The sequence below is a fragment of the Psychrobacter sp. 78a-MNA-CIBAN-0178 genome (genome assembly GCF_040309625.1).
GTDB lineage: Bacteria > Pseudomonadota > Gammaproteobacteria > Pseudomonadales > Moraxellaceae > Psychrobacter > Psychrobacter okhotskensis.
Genome location: NZ_JBEOOZ010000001.1, coordinates 103,417 through 122,272, shown reverse-complemented (window position 1 = coordinate 122,272; position 18,856 = coordinate 103,417). Strand labels below are relative to the sequence as shown.

At 44.4% G+C, this 18,856-nt stretch carries 15 protein-coding genes; 6 read left to right on the top strand and 9 right to left on the bottom strand.

What is annotated here, in order from left to right:
• Positions 1-50: 50 nt before the first annotated feature.
• Positions 51-539 carry a 23S rRNA (pseudouridine(1915)-N(3))-methyltransferase RlmH gene (gene rlmH, locus AAEY80_RS00595; RefSeq protein WP_201575579.1) on the bottom strand — a complete coding sequence of 163 codons (489 nt, stop codon included), beginning with the start codon at positions 537-539 and terminating at the stop codon, positions 51-53.
• A gap of 236 nt (positions 540-775) precedes the next feature.
• Between rlmH and AAEY80_RS00590 the strand changes: the two genes are divergently transcribed.
• A complete protein-coding gene (locus AAEY80_RS00590; RefSeq protein WP_350587742.1) occupies positions 776-1,222 on the top strand; it encodes a DUF2147 domain-containing protein in 447 nt (148 codons plus the stop codon).
• A gap of 167 nt (positions 1,223-1,389) precedes the next feature.
• On the opposite strand, the gene AAEY80_RS00585 is transcribed toward AAEY80_RS00590, so the two are convergent.
• The 6 genes from AAEY80_RS00585 to dapC all read right to left on the bottom strand — a co-directional run bounded on the left by AAEY80_RS00585 (position 1,390) and on the right by dapC (position 8,927).
• Entirely contained in the window at positions 1,390-1,929 is a 540-nt protein-coding gene (locus tag AAEY80_RS00585) for a DUF421 domain-containing protein (protein WP_101210912.1), read from the bottom strand.
• A gap of 160 nt (positions 1,930-2,089) precedes the next feature.
• Positions 2,090-2,605: an ABZJ_00895 family protein gene (locus tag AAEY80_RS00580; protein ID WP_025652121.1), complete on the bottom strand. Its 516-nt coding sequence runs from the start codon at positions 2,603-2,605 to the stop codon at positions 2,090-2,092.
• 139 nt (positions 2,606-2,744) lie between these two features.
• The gene (locus AAEY80_RS00575) at positions 2,745-4,817 is read right to left on the bottom strand and encodes a D-alanyl-D-alanine carboxypeptidase/D-alanyl-D-alanine-endopeptidase (protein WP_350587741.1); all 2,073 of its coding nucleotides are present in this window, start codon (positions 4,815-4,817) and stop codon (positions 2,745-2,747) included.
• A 94-nt stretch (positions 4,818-4,911) separates the two neighbouring features.
• Positions 4,912-5,517: a 3'-5' exonuclease gene (locus AAEY80_RS00570; protein ID WP_173240168.1), complete on the bottom strand. Its 606-nt coding sequence runs from the start codon at positions 5,515-5,517 to the stop codon at positions 4,912-4,914.
• A 17-nt stretch (positions 5,518-5,534) separates the two neighbouring features.
• Positions 5,535-7,493: a DUF294 nucleotidyltransferase-like domain-containing protein gene (locus AAEY80_RS00565; RefSeq protein ID WP_350587740.1), complete on the bottom strand. Its 1,959-nt coding sequence runs from the start codon at positions 7,491-7,493 to the stop codon at positions 5,535-5,537.
• Positions 7,494-7,679: 186 nt separating this feature from the next.
• Positions 7,680-8,927 (bottom strand): succinyldiaminopimelate transaminase, encoded by a 1,248-nt coding sequence (dapC, locus tag AAEY80_RS00560; RefSeq protein WP_201633271.1) that lies wholly within the window; start codon positions 8,925-8,927, stop codon positions 7,680-7,682.
• A gap of 397 nt (positions 8,928-9,324) precedes the next feature.
• On the opposite strand from dapC, the gene AAEY80_RS00555 reads away from it, so the two are divergent.
• Positions 9,325-9,996 (top strand): hypothetical protein, encoded by a 672-nt coding sequence (locus AAEY80_RS00555; protein WP_025652125.1) that lies wholly within the window; start codon positions 9,325-9,327, stop codon positions 9,994-9,996.
• 430 nt (positions 9,997-10,426) lie between these two features.
• Here the strand turns inward: AAEY80_RS00555 and glnD are convergent, their stop codons facing one another.
• Positions 10,427-13,171 (bottom strand): [protein-PII] uridylyltransferase, encoded by a 2,745-nt coding sequence (glnD, locus tag AAEY80_RS00550; protein ID WP_350587739.1) that lies wholly within the window; start codon positions 13,169-13,171, stop codon positions 10,427-10,429.
• 174 nt (positions 13,172-13,345) lie between these two features.
• Positions 13,346-14,137, bottom strand: a complete 792-nt coding sequence (gene map, locus AAEY80_RS00545) for a type I methionyl aminopeptidase (RefSeq protein WP_392397124.1) — start codon at positions 14,135-14,137, stop codon at positions 13,346-13,348.
• A gap of 224 nt (positions 14,138-14,361) precedes the next feature.
• Between map and AAEY80_RS00540 the strand changes: the two genes are divergently transcribed.
• The 4 genes from AAEY80_RS00540 (at position 14,362) to AAEY80_RS00525 (ending at position 18,674) form a co-directional block, all read left to right on the top strand.
• Complete coding sequence (locus AAEY80_RS00540) at positions 14,362-15,066, top strand: esterase/lipase family protein (RefSeq protein WP_025652128.1); 705 nt, start codon at positions 14,362-14,364, stop codon at positions 15,064-15,066.
• A 267-nt stretch (positions 15,067-15,333) separates the two neighbouring features.
• The gene (locus AAEY80_RS00535; protein ID WP_101210905.1) at positions 15,334-16,422 is read left to right on the top strand and encodes an esterase/lipase family protein; all 1,089 of its coding nucleotides are present in this window, start codon (positions 15,334-15,336) and stop codon (positions 16,420-16,422) included.
• A gap of 205 nt (positions 16,423-16,627) precedes the next feature.
• Positions 16,628-17,737, top strand: coding sequence for a lipase secretion chaperone (locus AAEY80_RS00530; RefSeq protein WP_101210904.1), 1,110 nt, complete (start codon positions 16,628-16,630; stop codon positions 17,735-17,737).
• 448 nt (positions 17,738-18,185) lie between these two features.
• Positions 18,186-18,674 carry an META domain-containing protein gene (locus AAEY80_RS00525; protein ID WP_101210903.1) on the top strand — a complete coding sequence of 163 codons (489 nt, stop codon included), beginning with the start codon at positions 18,186-18,188 and terminating at the stop codon, positions 18,672-18,674.
• The last annotated feature ends 182 nt before the right edge of the window (positions 18,675-18,856 follow it).

Genomic DNA, 18,856 nt, shown 5'->3' with positions numbered 1-18,856 from the left:
TTTTTGATATTAAAGCTTTCAATTGCTTAAGTTTTCAATTGTTAAGGTTTTTAGTTGCCACGATGATAAGGGTGGTTGTGATTGATGCTCATCGCCCGATATAGTTGCTCCATCAACATCACCCGTACTAATGGGTGCGGCAAGGTCAGCGCGGATAACGACCATTTCACATCAGCTTTTGCCAATACGTCCGGCGATACGCCATCAGCGCCACCTATGACTAGGGCGATATCATCGCCTTGCTGCATGGCACCGGCCAATTTATCGGCCAATCCTTCTGTCGAGAGCATCTTTCCTTTGACATCCAATACCCATAACTGCTCACGTCCCGCTGCATTATGAGCGGCTAATATCGCCTGACCTTCTTGCTCGCGGTACTGGGCGAGATTGGCATTCGAAGGGTTTTTGGCACGTTTGGCGGCGGCAAGCTCAACAATTTCTGTGCTGAGCATTGGCTGGATACGTTTAAAATATTCATCAAAACCCGTCTGCACCCAGCTCGGCATCTTGTTACCAACCGTCAAAATTCTTACTTTCATAATACATACCATGTCAATAATTGAGAAAATGTAACAAAAAATTTTTAAGGTTAAGTTGCCGTAACAAACAACCCTTTTACAAAGCTTTTTTTATGCTTTACTAGCATTCGACAAACAGTTGTTCTTTACTTCATTGTTATCTTGAGAAGTAAGGAGTTATTGTATAATGTCTTTATGCTATTTTTTTAATGCATCATAAGTTCAATTGAAAATTTTTTTAACGAAAGGAGTCGTTTATGAATCGTACTATATCGAGTTTACTTACCTTTACCGCTGGTGCTCTGCTATCTACCTCTGTTTTTGCTGCCTCTTTAAATGGCTCGCAATGGCAAACCATTGATGACAAAACGGGTGAAAAAAAGGCCATCATTCAGCTGAGTGAGAGCAATGGCAAGGTGTCAGGAAAAATAATCAAAGTACTCAACAAAGAAAATGCTAAAGCCGTTTGTACTAAGTGCCCTGGCAGCCTTAAAAACCAACCTGTTGAAGGTTTGCAGATTTTATCAGGCCTAAAAGCCGATGGTAATAATACATGGAGCGATGGCAAGTTAGTAGATCCTGAGTCTGGCAAAACGTATTCTGGCAAACTTACGTTAAGTGACAACGGTCAAAGTCTAGACCTGCGAGGCTATGTTGGCTCGCCACTCTTTGGTCGTTCGCAAACATGGAAACGCATCAAATAAAGGTTAGCCAATTTGATCAGCTAGACCATTTAGCAAGATTGTCATTCAGAAAGCTGTAATTTCAGAAAGCTGTAATTTCAGAAATAGTCTCGTTGAGTATGAATTTAACAACAAAGGATAGCCGATCAAATTGGCTATCCTTTTTTATATCTGTATTACTAACGACATCACATAAGTGGCGCAATGGTTTGTGAGACTTTGTCTTCTGTATTTTGGATATCAGCGCTATCGCTTGGTCTAGGAATAATCGTCAGCTTAGCGTCAGATTCAAAAACGATCGCCTCTACATCATCAAAACTATTAATGCCTTCAGAACGCATGGCACACTCGATTTCTTGACGGGTCAGGCGTTCAGCATTCATGGCATCTGGCAAAAACTGCCCTTGATAAAAAACGATGCGCGGTTCTGACAAAATAAAACTGCTAAATTGCGGTGAGATAGAGGCATATTTGGTGACCAAAAACTGTAATAGGTATAGAACCAAAATAGAAGCCATGCCTTCGATAAGGGGGATTTCTTTGAGCAATATGGTACTGGCACCCAATGAGCCAATCATCACGGTAACGACCCAATCAAAGTTATTGAGCTGAGAAGTGGAGCGCTTACCAGAGATTTTGGTGGTCAGCACGATTAGGATGTACACCATCACAGTGGTCAAAACGATGCGTCCAAGCTTGTCTATGTTGTCAAAAAATAGCATGTCCATAGTGTCAACTCCTATCAATAATACAAAGTAGTTCAATGTTAAAGGCTAGGGCGTGTCTTCAATCTGAAGGTTACGCTAGCTAAAACTAGCGTAACGGAATTCACACCCTAATAGTGAAAAAACTTTGTAGTACGTTGTAGAGAGTCAGGCGTGTTCAAATTCAAAGGGTTTTGCGTTTGGGATCAAGCAGACGATTCAGCGCCCAAATACTGATACGCGCACTGATAAAAGTCAGTACCAGTATCATGACTAAAGCAGAAACTAGCGGTAGAGGTTGCTGCATAGCCATCTCGACCAAGACTTCACGGTTCACCGCGTCGAATAAAAAGAACCATATGCCTAAGAAATAAATAGCAGTCAATAACCAGACCACCGCAACCCCGCTTAACGTCAAGCGATTGATTTCACTTTTATTCAGGGCGCGCTGTTGATGTTTAATAAATTTACTGACCGCAATATAAGCGCCAATAATGATAGAGAGTACGGTGACCAATTGCGAGTTTAGGGCAAGTTTGGTCTGAATCATCATAAATATCGCACTGGTAAGAATATAACCTACCGTAAAAAAACCAACATATTGTGTCAGTTTAGGCGACGTTAATTTGCTGCTTTGTGGCGACCCAGTGTGTGCAGATTGAGTAGTAGACTTGCTGAGTGGCGTGGTCTTACGTGACATAAGCTGACCTTTATAAAGGTAAAACACTGACTATCGATAACAGTGCAAAATAAGGCAATAAAAATGTGCGATAAATCAATAGAGAAGGTTGAGCGCTATTTGTTAGAGCTATTTATTCATATTACTTGATAAAGACCAATCATTGCTGAGCGGTCCAGTCGAGCATTGCATCCAATACCGGTCTGGCGGTAGTAGCATTTAACGCCTGTTCGGTATTGATAAGGCCAACGACGACATAATCCTGCCCAGACAAGCCTTTGACATATCCTGCCATCGATGTGACGTTATTTAAAGTGCCAGTTTTTATCCACGCGCGACCGATAGCGTCCGACTCAGGCAAGCGCTCGCCATGAGCGGCAATGGTGCCACTGACCCCAGCGACGCCTAACGAATTGACATAAGCATCGAAACTAGGATGGCTATAAGCATAGGTTAACAACTCGCTTAAATTAGCGGCCGTGATGGTACAGTCGCGGCAGAGTCCTGAGCCATTGGTCAGATAGGGTGGCGGGGTGTTCAGATGACTCTCCCACCACTGATTTATCGTTTGTAATGCCGCAGGATAGTCTGTAGCAGCAGGTTTGCCAAACTGATATAAGCTGCTTGTCTGCTTGCTCATGGTTTTATTATCTACGGCGTTAGCATTGCTCGGTGTATTATTATTTCCGCTAGTTATATTGGATTCTATATTACTTTTAATATTAACGGCTTTAACGCTATCTGCTTTGGTTGTACTGTTACCTATAGCAGATTGACCATAAGCACCAATCGATAGTGCGACTTGCTCGGTCATGACATTGTTAGAAAAATGATTAATATCATAAATCTGCTGGGTTAAGGTTAACGAGGGGTAACTGACCAGCGGCAAGGGTGCCATCGATAACGCTGCCAGACCCTGCGTCGACTTGCTATTTTTTGCGGTCTGATAAGGCGTTTCTTGTGAGATGACCTTGCCACTTAGGGTGTTTCCCAGTGCTTGCCATTTGGCCGCGATGACCCGTGCCGCAAAGTCTTTGGCGTCAGGATAGGCGACATAAAAAACATGCTCGCCGCAGCTGTCTGGTAGGTTATTATTTAACGCCAGCTGTTCTGATTGCCACTGCGGTGCTAGGCTATAACGGGCTTGGCCACAGGAGGCTGTGCGCGTGTTGATCGTAGTTGGCAGCTGATAATCGGCCAATTTTGGTGTGTAGTCGAGGCTTGCTTGCCCATTATCTAACGGGTAGCTCTTGATACCTATCGTACTAAAATTCACCAAAAAACCATCAGGGCTGGCGTTATAAGGCCGTAGAGGCGCATTATCAAAGGCTGCCGGATCCTTACTCACATGATCGAAGACCGCGCTATCGATAATGATATTACCATCGATATGGCGAATACCCGCTGCTTGTACGCGATAGAGTAGTTGTTGTAAGCGCTCATGGGTCATCTTTGGGTCGCCACTTCCTTGAATGATTAAGTCCCCATACAAACGGTCGCCGATGATAATGCCGCTATGATACACGCGTGTATGCCAGACAAAGTCAGCACCAAGTGTGTCCAAGGCAATAAAACTGGGAACGAGCTTCATCGTACTGGCAGGTGTGCGAGGGATGTCGGCTTGATGATTGATCAACGGTGAAAATGAAATCTTGATAGAGGTGTTTTTTGTAGACCCAGTATTTGTAGGCGCAGCGTTTATCGCAACTTCGCTACCTTCATTGCTACTACCATTATTGACAGATGTTGAGGTATCATCCGGCAGTATCGATGGCGCACTCTCTAAACTTTGATAAGTATAAGGATCATCGGTATAAGCGTGTAGCTGTTGCTCATGCTTTTGGATCGTCTGCTTTTGGATCGTTAGCAATGAACTCTGATAGGTGGTGGTTTTTTGCTTGTTGATATGATCATCACTATGCTTGTCACTATTAGTGATTTCGCTGCTATTAACAATCTGAATAGGCGCGGGTAAGCGACTGGCATTTTTGTCACCCACTGGGGTGATCACAATACTGATATCTGCTGCGGTTAAATCGGCTCGCCCTAGCGCGGCTTGAATGGCTGCTGGTAGAGCCGCTTGTGCATAGAGCGGCGATGCCATAATAGCTGCCAACAAGGCCAGCGTGGAGAAGCTTTTGCCAGACGGCATAAACAGTCTCAGATATTTCGCAAGCGATTGATGTTTGGTGGTAATAGCAGGGTCATTAGAGGGTTTAGAAGTGAGTAGCATGAGCAGTCTGTCATCAGGTAAAAAATCAGACTATGGTAACATGAGTTGCTGTTTTCGCGTAGCTGTAGCGAGCCCCTCTCAACATCAACACGCTCTAACGTACATGTAAAAATGCCATTGCTGTCATGATAGCATCGTTATACGCATCGTGGCTTCCCAATTTGGGAATCTGATAATGCGCTAAGATATTGCCCAGCTGTTGTGACTGAGTGGGGATACCCTGCGTGCGATCGCCCATACGCCGACTGTATAAATGCCGCACATCAATGACTTCGTTCGGTAATGTCGTGCCCATATAGCGTTTCACCAAGGGATTCAAAAACCCCGTATCTATTTGTGGGCAGAACCCCACTATCGGTCGATTATTAATAAAGGGTAGCAGTAATGCCAACATCTCATCATAGCTCATGCCATGCTCGACATCAGCGGTACGCAGACCATGAATCACGATAGTATCGCGGTCAGGCATCACTGGCGGTCTGCAAACCAGATGCATGCCATTACCAGTATCGATAGTATTGCCATTGATATGAATCGCAGCTATAGACAGTAAGTGGTGCTTTTTTGGATTGAGTCCAGTCATCTCACAATCAATCGCTACCCACTGCTCAGGTGCTGATGGAGCAAACATCGTTGCTAGCTCTGGACGCTGTAGATGCTTCTTTTGCCACGCGCATGATAACTGTCGAAACCAACCCATATTCGTCGATCGTCCATTCAAGAAATTTCTAGTTGATAGTGCTGTCTGAGCTGCGCCTTAAAGCTTTTAACCACCGCCAGACACTCTTTTAATAGATCGCGCTCGAGCGCTGATAACGTCGTCGGATTGACCTGCCGTGCATGTTTGTCATCGGTAGAGAGCGCCACGGATAAACGCTGCGCCATAAAAAACTCTAACGCCTCTAATAAAGTGTCGGCACGTTCTTGGGTTAAGGCATGACTGCTTACCAAGGCCTTTAGACGACCTTTAGTGCTAGGCACGTGTAAGACATCATTCTCTAATGCCAAAGTGCGAATACCATGAACCAGCGGAAAGATACCGGCTTTTTTTAAGTCAATATCTTGTACATTGGGCTTACCGCCTAGTAGGGGCACGAACTTTTGCCACCACTGATTGACATCACCAAACTGTAAGGCGGCACGGGCGAACTGACGGACGAACATTGGATCAGATTGCCTATGCGCTGTTTTTAGATGGTCGCGTATTTCAGTGAGTAGCGACTCATCGCCGCAGACATATTCGCCGTCCAGTATGGCGGACAAATAAATACTGTGCATCGGATCGCTGTTTTTAAACCACAAACTGATATTTGCTTTGAACTGTTTTAACGGCTGGCGCCACATCGGATTGGTCATCATGATATTGCCATCGCATAACGGATAACCAAGGTTTGCCAAGTGGTTGTTAAAGGTATCAGCGAACTGCGCCAAGTCAGGATGGGTAAAGCCATCACGGATAATTAAGGCATTATCTTGGTCAGTACGCATGATTTGCTCGCCGCGACCCTCTGACCCCATGACGATTAGGCAAGTATTTTCCACAATGTCTTCAGGAACGATAAGTCGCCAGAGTTTGGTGAAAACTTGGGCATTGAGCGTCTGTACCATGCGGCTAATATTGCCAATTTTGACACCGTTTTGATGTTGCGCGCGTATATAGCGACCGATGAGCTCGACTGCCGTATCTAGGCTCGGCAAGTCTTTTGCTTGCTCGATTTGAATACTAATGAGCTGCGAATGATGCCCGATATGGGCGAGCATATCGCTTTGTCCCAGTACGCCTGCGACGTCTCCATTGCTGTCAATCACCGGAAGCCTATGAATGCGGTAGCGGGTCATGGTCAATAGCGCATCGCCAATCTCGTCATCAGCCTTGATGGTACGCAGATTGAAGTTGGCATAACGCTGGCAAAGGGTAGTGGCAGGGTCTTGCTGTTCGCTCACGGCACGGCAAATATCGCTATCGGTCAAGATGCCGAGCAGATGACCGGTGCCATGTGATGTTTCTTTTATATTTTCTAAATGATTTAAGGGTCTTATCAGTACATGTTTTAGCCCCGCTTTGGTCATAGTATGAGCGGCTTCGTATAAGCTATTATTGGCATCGACAATGTGTACCGGCAATAGATTGACATCAATCACTGGCTGCAGCATGATTTGCTGTACTTCTTGCTGATCATTATAGCTATCAATATCTAAGCCTTGACTACTACGACGCTGTTGTAAGGCTTTTAACCGTTCAGGCAATTTGTCTGACAATAACTGGCGTACCAAATGGTTTTGCGCACTGATTTTGTCCACGGCCGTACCATCAACTTGTAGCAGTAGAGTGTCTTCAGCCGCACGGAACTGGTAGGGTGAGGGGTTGGTAGTATTTATGTCTGAGTCTGCTACCGATGTTTTCTCTGTTAGCGATTTGGGCAGACGCCGACTATCGAACCAGTCGTTGCTATTCAAGTGGTCAGAGTGATTGCTACCCAAGTAGGAAGCGACAAATTCACCATCAAGCAGTTGCTCAATTTGCCCTTTGATGACCACATAAAGATACTGCATGTCTTCAGTAGCCAAGCTTTCATTTTTGGCAAGATAGCGAATTTGGGTGTGCTTTCTGATACTTTGCCGTTCAGATAAACGAAAAACATCAAACGGTGGCTGGGTAAAATCAAGATGGGGCATGGCATCATCCTTGATGGCATATTCAATAGTAGACGCTTTACTATAGCACTATTAAAGCAAAAAACCTCCAATAACCATATTATTATTGTGGTTATTGGAGGTTGCTATGTAGAGGTGGATATATTTTTTAGAACTTACTGCTTTAAGGACTACTGCCGTTAAAGGTGAATGCTGTTAAAGCGACTGTTATGCGCCAAGCAACTGACGAATACGACTGATGGCCTCACGGCTCTCTTCGACACTGGCAACCAGTGCAATACGCACATAACCTTGACCGGGGTTGTTGCCATTGACCTCACGTGACAAATAGCGCCCAGCTAAGGCGTGGATATTGGTCTGCTCGTACAAGGCTTTCACAAATGCCTCGTCATCGCCCGCGAACTGCTCGGGGACTTTGACCCAAAAGTAAAATCCCGCTTCTGGCATCCGCAGTGCTAACAGTTCACCAAGCTCAGCCATCCACAGCGCGAATTTTTCTTGGTACAGCGCGCGATTGTGCTCGACATGTTTCTCATCTTGCCACGCTGCGATAGACGCCAGCTGATGAGGGATGGGCATCGCGCAGCCCTGATAGGTGCGATATTGCAAATAAGCCTGCAAAATCTCTGCATCACCAGCGACAAAGCCCGAACGCAGACCGGGTAAGTTGGAGCGTTTTGATAATGAATGAAACACCACACAGTTTTTAAAGTTATGACGACCCAAGGCTGCACAAGCTTGCAGGAGTCCAATCGGCGCGGTATCAAAATATAGCTCGCTATAACATTCGTCACTGGCAATGATAAAGTCATATTGGTCTGACAGGCGAATGAGATACTCCCAATCATCCATCGTCATGACCGAACCTGTTGGATTGTTCGGACTACACACGAATAACAGCTGTGTTTGCATCCATACTTCTTTCGGTACAGCGCGATAATTGCCTTTAAAATCATTGTCTAGCGTGCAAGGCACAAAGTAAGGCGTTGCTTGCGCCAGTATCGCAGCACCTTCGTATATCTGATAAAACGGATTGGGCATGACCACAGTAGGCGATGAGCCAGTCGATGAGCTAGGCAACTGGTGGTTTTCTATGCTATCTGTTGTCTTAGCCTTATGATCAACAACCGCTTGCACAAAACTAAAAATCGCCTCACGCGTGCCCATGACGGGCAATACTTGCGTTTTGGCATCGACGTGATTTAAAAAAAAGCGCCTCTCAAGCCAGTGAGCAATGGTTTGGCGTAGCTCAAAGAGGCCATTAGTGTTTGGATAACGGCTTATTTTGTCCAAGTTTTCACGTAGGACGTCCAGCACAAATTCAGGTGGCTCATGTTTCGGCTCACCAATACCGAGCTTGATTTCACTGTGGTTATGGGCTGGCGTACTATTAGCAAGTAAAGTTGCCATCTTAGCGAAGGGATAAGGATGCAGAGCGTTCAAGTTGTGATTCATAAGTAGGGTAACTATAATAGACAATTAATAATAAAGTTATAAAGAAAATTTACATTCGAGCAGTGTAGCACTTCCCTTATTTTTTGTCTTTTTCTTATCGCTGCTAATTTATCGTCTCTTAAATAAATGCTAATTAGAAATTATTCATTGATTGAAGCGACAGGCAAACCTAAGAAGATTGCAGGCATTATCATAAGTTTGGTGCTTTATAGCTGCTTGGTGCTTTACAGCTGATAGCATCTGCAAAAATTTGACTAGCAAGGAAGGCGAGTGCCAGTACTACATTTAGTAAACTAAGTGAGCTTGATACCGCTAATCACATTTTTGGGATTGGTATGATAATAATATAAAAGTAACTGTCAGTGTTAACGACAGATTATGCTGAGGATAATTTGATATGGCTAGTGTCTCAAAGACTGATGATCTCAATGCCAAAGATATCAATAACAAAAACTTTGATAATAGTACGCCGCGCGCAGAGTTGTATAGGCAATTAAAGCAGCGTGAGCATCATTGGTGGCAGGCGCGTCAGCATCTGATTCGCCTAAAAGAGCGCCAGATGTTTTGGTTCGGTGAGAACAGCTTTATGATGTGGCTGCTATGGCAACTGGTCAGCTATGTGGTCGTAGCGATGGTACTGATGTCGCTCAGCAAGCTATTAAATATCTCGCTGCCGCTATGGCAGTATGTGGCTTTATTTGTGCTACAAACGCTGATTTTTATCGTTATGCTGGCTTTTAAAGGTCGATTGGCCAATAACTTGCAACGCCGAATCAATAAACAAGAGCTACTGCGCGAAGAGGCGCTGAATGAGATGACTATCTTAGCCGCTGACAGTCTGTATCTCGATGTGCATGCAAAAGCACCTATCTCTTTAAAAGCACTCTATGAGCATTACGATGCCCAGTTTCATCTCTCAAGCTTGCAATGCTTGCTCAAAAAGGAGGTTGATGCGGGACGATTACTCTTGGGGGAGCAGCAGCTAGAGGCAAATATATTGCCACCAGATTTGGCTGATGATGAGCTCAACGAGCATGCTAGCGAGATGATATATAAAAGCATCATATAATCAATTCTATAGTTGAATCACTATCAAACCAATACCGTGCTGCTGGGATAAATTTTGCGCAGCCTCTGTCAGCGTAGACACAGCACGCAAGTAAAATTTGCACCAGTAACACTGATAACATTAGCATATCGATTTTATGTCGAATTGACTATATATAAATTCGCTACATCGTTATCCTCGCTAAGCATGCTAATGCATCGCTTGCACTCGGTTTCCTTGTATCAAAGTTACTTGAATTCAATTATACAAAACCAAAAATGGATTAATGACTTGGTGCTAAAAAGTCTAAACTTATCCAGCACCAATCCACTTTTCACCTTAAAAAATTTTTCACCTCAGAACTTCAATCCCAATCAATCAACGACACTTGTCAAATTCATGGATCGTTCATATTTTTAACTCTCTATACCATCTTAATCTTCAGTACCGTTTAACTTTCAACATTGTCGCTACGTAAGCTAAGACTCGTTATCAGTGCCGTTTTTAAGGTTTCGAGCTTATCGGCTGATAAGGGTTCGTCATTTCGGTCACTTATATAAAACATATCCTCTGCACGTTCGCCCAAAGTGGTAATACGGGCTGCATGCACCTCAATTTGTTGCTGCAAAAATATCTGACCGACTCGTGCTAATAGTCCTGGCTGATCGAGGGTTTCTAAGCTCATAATGTGCTGATCTGAAGCTTCATTAAACTCAAAATTAATCGTCGTCGCCACTTCAAAGTGCTTGAGCTGGCGCGGGATACGTTTGTGCGTCAATTTTGGCACTGTCGGGTTTTTGAAGGCATCGATCAGTCGCTGTTTAAGCTCTTGCTGGCTGTCTTCATCAACCAGTAGCGTGCCACTACGATCCAGCAGCACATAGGAATCCAAGGCAAAGTCACGGGTGGCAGTAATGATTCTTGCATCCAATACGTCTAGATTCATCTGATCGAACACCGCCATCGTAACAGCAAACAGATTTATTTGATCTTGGGTATAGACAAAAACCTGTACCGCATCCAGTGCCAGTTCACGATGTTCACGCAAAACCACCATTGGCGGACTATCCGCATTAGAAGCAAGCCCAATCGGTGGATGGTTTAAGATGGCTTCGGTGTGCCACAAGATGTCTTCTGCAATCTCTCGCAAAAAGTACTCATCGCCCAAATCGTCCCATAGTCGCAATACTTCATCGCGATTCATGTGCTGATTATTGACATTATCTAGCATCGCGAGCGCCTGCGCACGAGTGGCACTGATCATATCTTGGCGATTGGTAGGCGCATCAATATCGGCGCGCAGAATACGCCGCGTCTGCGAGTATAACTGTTTCATTAGCGTTGCCCGCCAGCTGTTCCATAACTGTGGATTGGTGGCATTCATATCGGCGACGGTCAGCACGTACAGATGATTGAGATGAGTGACGTTGCCTACTAAATCTGCAAAGAGTGTCACGACTTCTGGGTCTGAGATGTCTTTTTTCTGCGCAGTCATCGACATTAATAAGTGATAGCGGGTCAGCCAACCAACCAAATTGGCATCAGCGACACTCATGCCGTGTGCCAAGCAAAATTCAATCGATTCAGTCTCACCAAGCAAGCTATGATTGCCGCCGCGGCCCTTGGCAATATCATGAAACATCGCCGCCAGTACCAAAATCTCTTTGCGCTCGATACGCTGAAAGATAGCGCTGACCAGTGGAAACTCTTCAGAAAACATAGGATCGGTAAAGCGGTGCAAAATTCGAATCAAAAATAAAGTATGCGCGTCCACCGTATAGCGATGAAACAAATCATATTGCATCAGACCCGTGACTTGCGCAAAAGCAGGAATATAGTTGCCCAATACCCCATAGCGATTCATGGTGCGCAGGCGATGGAACAGATAGTTTTGCTCTTTTAGATTAGATAAAAATAAAGCTTTGTGAACGGGGTTGTCCCTATAGATTTGATCGATGCCGCGTGCTGCAATTTTTAGCGCTCGCAAGGTATGGGTACGGACGTTTTTGATGCCGTATTGACCCATGAGTAAAAACATCTCTAAAATCGACTCAGGATGTTGGGCAAAAACGCGATGATGCGCCATGGCAATTTGTTCGCCGACTTGGTTAAAGCGCGCGTTTATGGGTTGCTTTTTTGGGCGCTCATCATCAGGCAGTTGCGGCTCGATGATGGTCTCATAATAGTGATTGGTCAGCATCTCAGACAGCGTCGATATCTGCATGGCACAGCGATAGTAATCGCGCATAAAACGCTCAACGGCGGCGTTAGGCTGATCGTCTGGCTGCGCTTCATAACCCATCAGTTGGGCGATATCACGCTGATAATCAAAAAGCAGCTTGTTTTCATTGCGCCCAGTCAATTCATGCAAATGATGACGTATTTGCCATAGATAGCCTTCGGCAAAGCTCAGCTCGTCAAACTCTTTTTCGGTCAAGAAGTTCTGCTGCACCAAGTCATAGAGCTTGCTCACTCGAAAGTAGCGCTTGGTCACCCAGCCGATGATATGAATATCACGTAGACCACCGGGGGCCGTTTTAATATTAGGCTCAAGGTTATATTCTGTGGCATTGTGCTGCAAATACCGCGCTTTGGCCTCTGCAATCTTTACCTCAAAAAATGCACGCGGCGACCACTGTTTGTTGACGATCTGAATAGGCACGTCTTGCAAAGCCTCATTACCAATGAGCAACCTTGCTTCGAGTAGTGCACTGGCAATGGTATGGTCAAGCGCTGCTTCCACGCCATCACTGACACTACGCACGGATAAGGCAGGCTCAAGTCCGATATCCCACAGTAACGCCACCAAGTTATCAATCTTGCTACTGGCATCAGGACCAATCTCATTGGGAGCCAATAATAGAATATCGATATCGGAATATAGGGACAGCTCGCCGCGCCCATAACCACCAGTGGCGAATAACGCCAAATCGGTCTTATCCAGCTCAAACCATTTAAACAGGGCGATAAGTAGACTGTCTATAGCACAGGCGCGTGCCGCCACCAGTTGACGAATATTGATACCACGCTCAAGCGCGCGGCTGATATCTTCATTTATTTGGGTTAACCATTCAGGAATGCCGAGTAGGCTTTTTTCCGGCGTTTTTGCAGGCGTCGTTGGCAACAGTGACGCCGTAGGTGAGGAAAAGGAAGGCAGCGGCGTCAGATCGATCGAGGCGGCATCACAAGTAAACATGAGTGTTATCCCGTTAACAATTTAAAAAGGTGGATCATTGAAGCCAATAACTTCTTGGAGTTATAAAACTGAAAAATCGATAAGCACAATACGACGGTATCGTTGTCGATTGAGTTAAGAACATGCTCTAATAATAGCGCAAAAAAAAGACCGCCTAGGCGATCTTTTTTTGTACTACTGAGTTAAAAAGCTTAAGTCTTCTTCAGGGCGCGTGGTAAATACTTCACAGCCATTGTCGGTTACGACCATCGTATGCTCCCACTGAGCGGACAGTTTGCGGTCTTTGGTAATCGCTGTCCACTCATCAGGTAAAATCTTGGTCTGCCATGTGCCTTGGTTAATCATTGGCTCAATGGTAAAGGTCATGCCCGTCTTTAGCTCAAAGCCTGTGCCTTTTTTGCCGTAGTGCATGACTTGTGGCTCATGGTGGAATTCATCACTGATGCCATGACCACAAAACTCACGAACGATACTAAAGCGCTCAGGCTCGACCACTGCTTGAATCGCTGCACCAACGTCGCCGAGACGCGCGCCGTTTTTGACCACACTCATGCCAGCATATAGCGCGTCTTGTGCGACTTTGCAGATACGCTGCGCCATGATAGAGCCGTTACCGACGATCCACATTTTTGAGGTGTCGCCGTAGTAGCCGTCTTTGATCACGGTCACATCAATATTGATGATATCACCATCTTTGAGTAGCTTGCTTTCGGTTGGGATGCCGTGACAGACCACGTGGTTTACTGAGGTACAAATCGATTTTGGAAAACCGTTGTAATTCAGCGGAGCAGGGATGGCTTTTTGCACATTAACGATATAGTCATGAGCGATTTGGTTGAGGGCTTCGGTACTGACGCCAACTTTGACATGCTCATCGAGCATGACAAGGACGTCGCTGGCAAGTTTGCCGGCCACACGCATTTTTTCTATGGCTTCTGGGGACTGGATAAGGGATTTTTTAGTCATCATTGTGGTACTTATAGTTATGGGTTTTATGTGGTCAATTATAGCATAAATCGACAACATGCTGTTTGAATGCAAGTCATTGACTATTTCAATCATAGTGATATTAAACGACTTTATATGCACATATATGACTATATAGTCATCAATATAGGACTATTAGCATAAAAATTCCATTGAATATTGCAAAACCGACTCTAGGTGCTCTGAGCACAGGTCTTCTGTTAATGACGATGCAAACTACTTCGGCGCAAGCGGCTGGACAGTATTATAACTGTGCCAATGCTACTGGATGTGAGCTAGTCAGTAGCAAACACTGGACGTCAAATCACACGGATACCAAGTACCCCGTTGTATTGGTGCATGGCGCTAATGGATTTAATAGGCTGTTTGGGGTACTCGACTACTTCTATGGTATTCCACAAGCTTTGATAAATGGTGGGTCGAATGTATTTGCAACTAAAACCTCTGCTATCCACAACAGTGAGTTTCGCGGTGAACAATTATTGCAACAAGTCAAAATTATCAGTGCCATCTCAGGCAGCCCTAAAGTCAATTTACTTGGTCACAGCCAAGGTGGTATCGACATTCGCTACGTTGCTGCAATGCCGACCAGCTATTGTGGTCAACCCGCTGATACTGAGGTTAATGGCATTAAGTATTACTCATTTAGTGGTGTTGGCCAGATAACCAATGGTCTTGATCCAAGTGATTATCTGTTAGCTACTACAGGACTTGCGTTTGCTGGCGAGCCAAATGATGGTTTAGTGTCTTCTTGTTCAAGTCGTCTTGGCTATGTCATCAGAGACAATTATAAAATGAATCATTTGGACTCTGTCAATCAAGTAGTAGGATTGACCGCTTGGGGGCAGCCTAATCCAAAGTCTCTTTATACTACTCAGGTTAATCGTCTCAAAAATGAAAGTCTGTAACACTATCAAAAGCTTGTTGGAATATAAAGCATTAACATGAATGACTATTAAAGCTATAAAAGCAATTATTTATTAATTAATGACTGAAAAGTCACTAAAAATCGCCCCGTATATTCTAAAAAACGATTGAATGTTACAGAAGATAGCAGTATGATAATTTTGGTTGCTAAATGATTTAGCAATAGTTTCTTTATAACTTTTGCAGTAAGTGCAATATAAGTTTATATAAAGGAACTGCCAAACTTTAACGATAACAAGGATGTTGTTATGACTAAAAAACCCTCTCTTGCCTCGGCTCTCACGCCTAGCGCATTTTTACCCTCACTTGGTGCTATCAGTGCCGGTTTGCTCCTAATGGCGTTACAAACCACATCAGCCCAAGCGGCTGGTCAGTACTATAATTGTGCCAATGCCACAGGTTGCAATCTGGTTAGTAACAAATACTGGACGTCCAATCATACGGATACCAAATATCCAGTTGTCATGGCACATGGTTTAGGTGGCTTTACTAAAGCGTTTGGGTTGGTCGACTATTTTTATGGTATCCCTGAAACATTAATGCAAGGCGGAAGTCAGGTTTATACAACCAAAACGTCTTCCGTCCATAACAGTGAGCTCCGCGGTGAGCAATTGTTGCAACAGATTAAAACCATCAGTGCTATTTCTGGCAGTCCAAAAGTTAACTTGCTGGGACACAGTCAGGGTGGTATTGATATCCGCTATGTGGCTGGTGTTGCTCCACAATACGTCGCTTCAGTAACGGCAATCTCAAGCCCAGAGCAAGGCTCAAAGATGGGTGATTGGGTTATGAAACAAGTTATTGAAGGTAGTGCTAAGGATGGTTATGCTGACGGTGAGTTTAATGTCGCCTCACAGATTACCCTTGGTGTCTTTAAGTTAGTTGGTAACTTGACGGACATTAGCGCCGGTATAAGTTTTAAAGAGTTACAAGAGCAGGACGGTTGGGAGGCACTTCAAGCCTTATCTACTGATTCTGCTACTAAGTTTAATGCTAAATTTCCGGCAGCGATGCCAACCAGTTATTGTGGTCAGCCAACAGCTACCGAAGTCAACGGCATCAAATATTACTCATTTAGTGGTATCGGTCAGGTAACCAATGGACTGGATCCTAGTGATTATCTACTGGCTTTAACGGGAACGACATTCGAGGGTGAGCCAAATGATGGCTTAGTATCTGCCTGCTCAAGCCGACTCGGCTATGTGGTTCGTGATGACTATCGAATGAATCATCTGGATTCTGCCAATCAATTATTAGGTCTAGTCGCGTGGGGTCAACCTGATCCAAAAACGGTATACCGTGATCAAGTGAATCGTCTTAAAAAAGCCAATTTATAATTGGTTAATGAGTGGACTATAGCCTTGAGTCTGCAAGCGTTGTGTAAGAAAAGGGTCAACTGAGTTGACCCTTTTCTTATATGGGTAGCAGAGGTTATATATTCACACAAACAAATTTTTTATTCATGCTATCGCTTGGTGCCTCTTTCATATATTAGTATGCTACACACATATCAACTGACTTATTAAATAAGATATTTTCGTTATGCCAAACAATCGCCGTTTACCTTATCTTCCTATCATTATTATCGCTGTCATCATCGCTATCACTGTGGCGATTATCATGTGGTTTAAGCCTGACCAAGGCACTGCTGGATCTTCTGAGACTACCTCTACAGCAGTGGAGAATAACGCCAATAGCACAATGATCAATAGTTCTGATGCTAATAGTGGGGTGGCGACATTGTCTGGTCAAAATAACACTCAATTCATCACAGGGCTTGAGAACTTGCCGCGGTCTTTACAAGGCACGGATGTAGACGGTGAAATCATCATTGATGAAAATAAACAATTAGTCGTTACCGAAGGCTTACGCCGCTTGTTCGATTATTTCTTATCGGCGCTTGGTGAAGAAAATGACGCTGTCATCTATGCTCGCGTTGAGAGCTATATCCGTAATCACACGCCAGAGCCTGCCGCCAGTCAAGCGGTTGCCATATTTGACCAATATATTGCCTATCTAAAAGCCATCCCTGAGATAGAAAAGCGTTATGGTAATCTGCAATTGCAGGCGACCAAAAGTGGCGAGTTGGATTTGAATGCGGTGACACAGCAAAAGCAAGACGTCAGTAAGCTACGTCAGCAGTATTTTTCCAAAGAAACCATCACCGCCTTCTTTGGTACAGAGGATGACTATGATGATTATAGTATGGAGATGGTCAGAATCAACCAAAATACCCAGTTGTCTGATGCGCAAAAAGAGGCGGCAAAACAAGACTATATTAGCCGCATGCCGGACAACACTACCAAGGCCAATATTGCACAACAAGCCAATCTAAATGAGCTAATGACTCGTACTGAGCAGATGAAAGCCAAAGGCGCAAGCCCCGAAGCACTATACAATATGCGTCGAGAGCTGGTCGGTGCGCCTGCAGCAGCGAGACTGGCACAAGTAGATCAAGAAGACGCCAATTTCGATCAGCGTTTTGATCAATACCAAACACAAAAGCAGCGCCTATTGAGCCGAAATGCGGACAAAGCGCAGGCACAAACCCAAATCAATCAGCTCGAGCAGCAGTTATTTAACGATACCGAGCGCAAGCGCTTGGCGGGTTATGCGGCGATGCAACAACAAAATGCTGCGGCTGCCCAATAATTCCTAATAATTAGATACGGGGCAAATGATTATTTGGCAGTGAGATGTTCGATAAATAACAGCTTGATCGATCATCGGTTGATAAGTCGATAAGTCGATAAGTCGATAAGTCGATAAGTCGATAAGTCGATAAGTCGATAAGTTGATAAGTTGATAAGTTGATAAGTTGATAAGCCAAAAGTAACAAGCAGACTCGCCATCACACAAAAGTGTTAGCAGCTTATGGCGCTGCTAACAAGACCTATTAGCAAATCACCTGTATAGTTGGCACAAACCACGTCTCAATCTATACCTAATCTATCATGACAGTCATATGGCAGTCATGCATAATAGCGCCCATGTGCTGCTCAATGAATAAAGTGCTGGTCAATGAATAAAATAATCAAACAGGCGCTATAAAGCTCCGCACATGTCTATAAAAATTTGCTTAAACCTTTTAGGAGATACTATGAAAAACATGACTAAAATAATGATGGCTGCGACACTTGCGGTAGGTACATTGGCTGCAGGTTGCCAAACTACCCCTAGTGTGACCGCGCCTGTGACTCAACCAATTACTGTTGATGCACTACAAGCATATAACTGGCAGCTTGTCGATGCCAAACGCAGCAATGGTGACAAAGTCAGCCAATTGTTTTTTGACCCAAGCAAACCATTAACGCTAAAATTCTTCAAAGACGGTACGAGCAACCGTGTCACCTTTGCTAATACTTGTAATAACATGGGCGCTAGTTATAGCGTCGTAAATGACAATGTGGTGTTAGGTAATGTAATGTCGACTATGATGGCATGCCCTGAGCCACAAGCAAGCTTCGATACAGCAACTATGGCGACGGTACAAGGCAAATACAGCATCAATAACAATGCGAATAACGTGCCTATCTTGACTATCCGTAATGCCAATCAAGTGGCGTACTTTAAAGCTGTCGCAAAATAATTTGCCAATTCAATGACGCAACTTAATCAGTAATTCCTGTCTTTGATATGCCTCACTATGTAGTGGGGCATTTTTTTATTCAAAATATGCTGCCGTTTGCGCTACACTAAGGTCATCAACTTTTGTAGTGATGGATTGTTGGGGTCGATTAATCCTCTTTGCTGTTATATAACCTTAGCTTT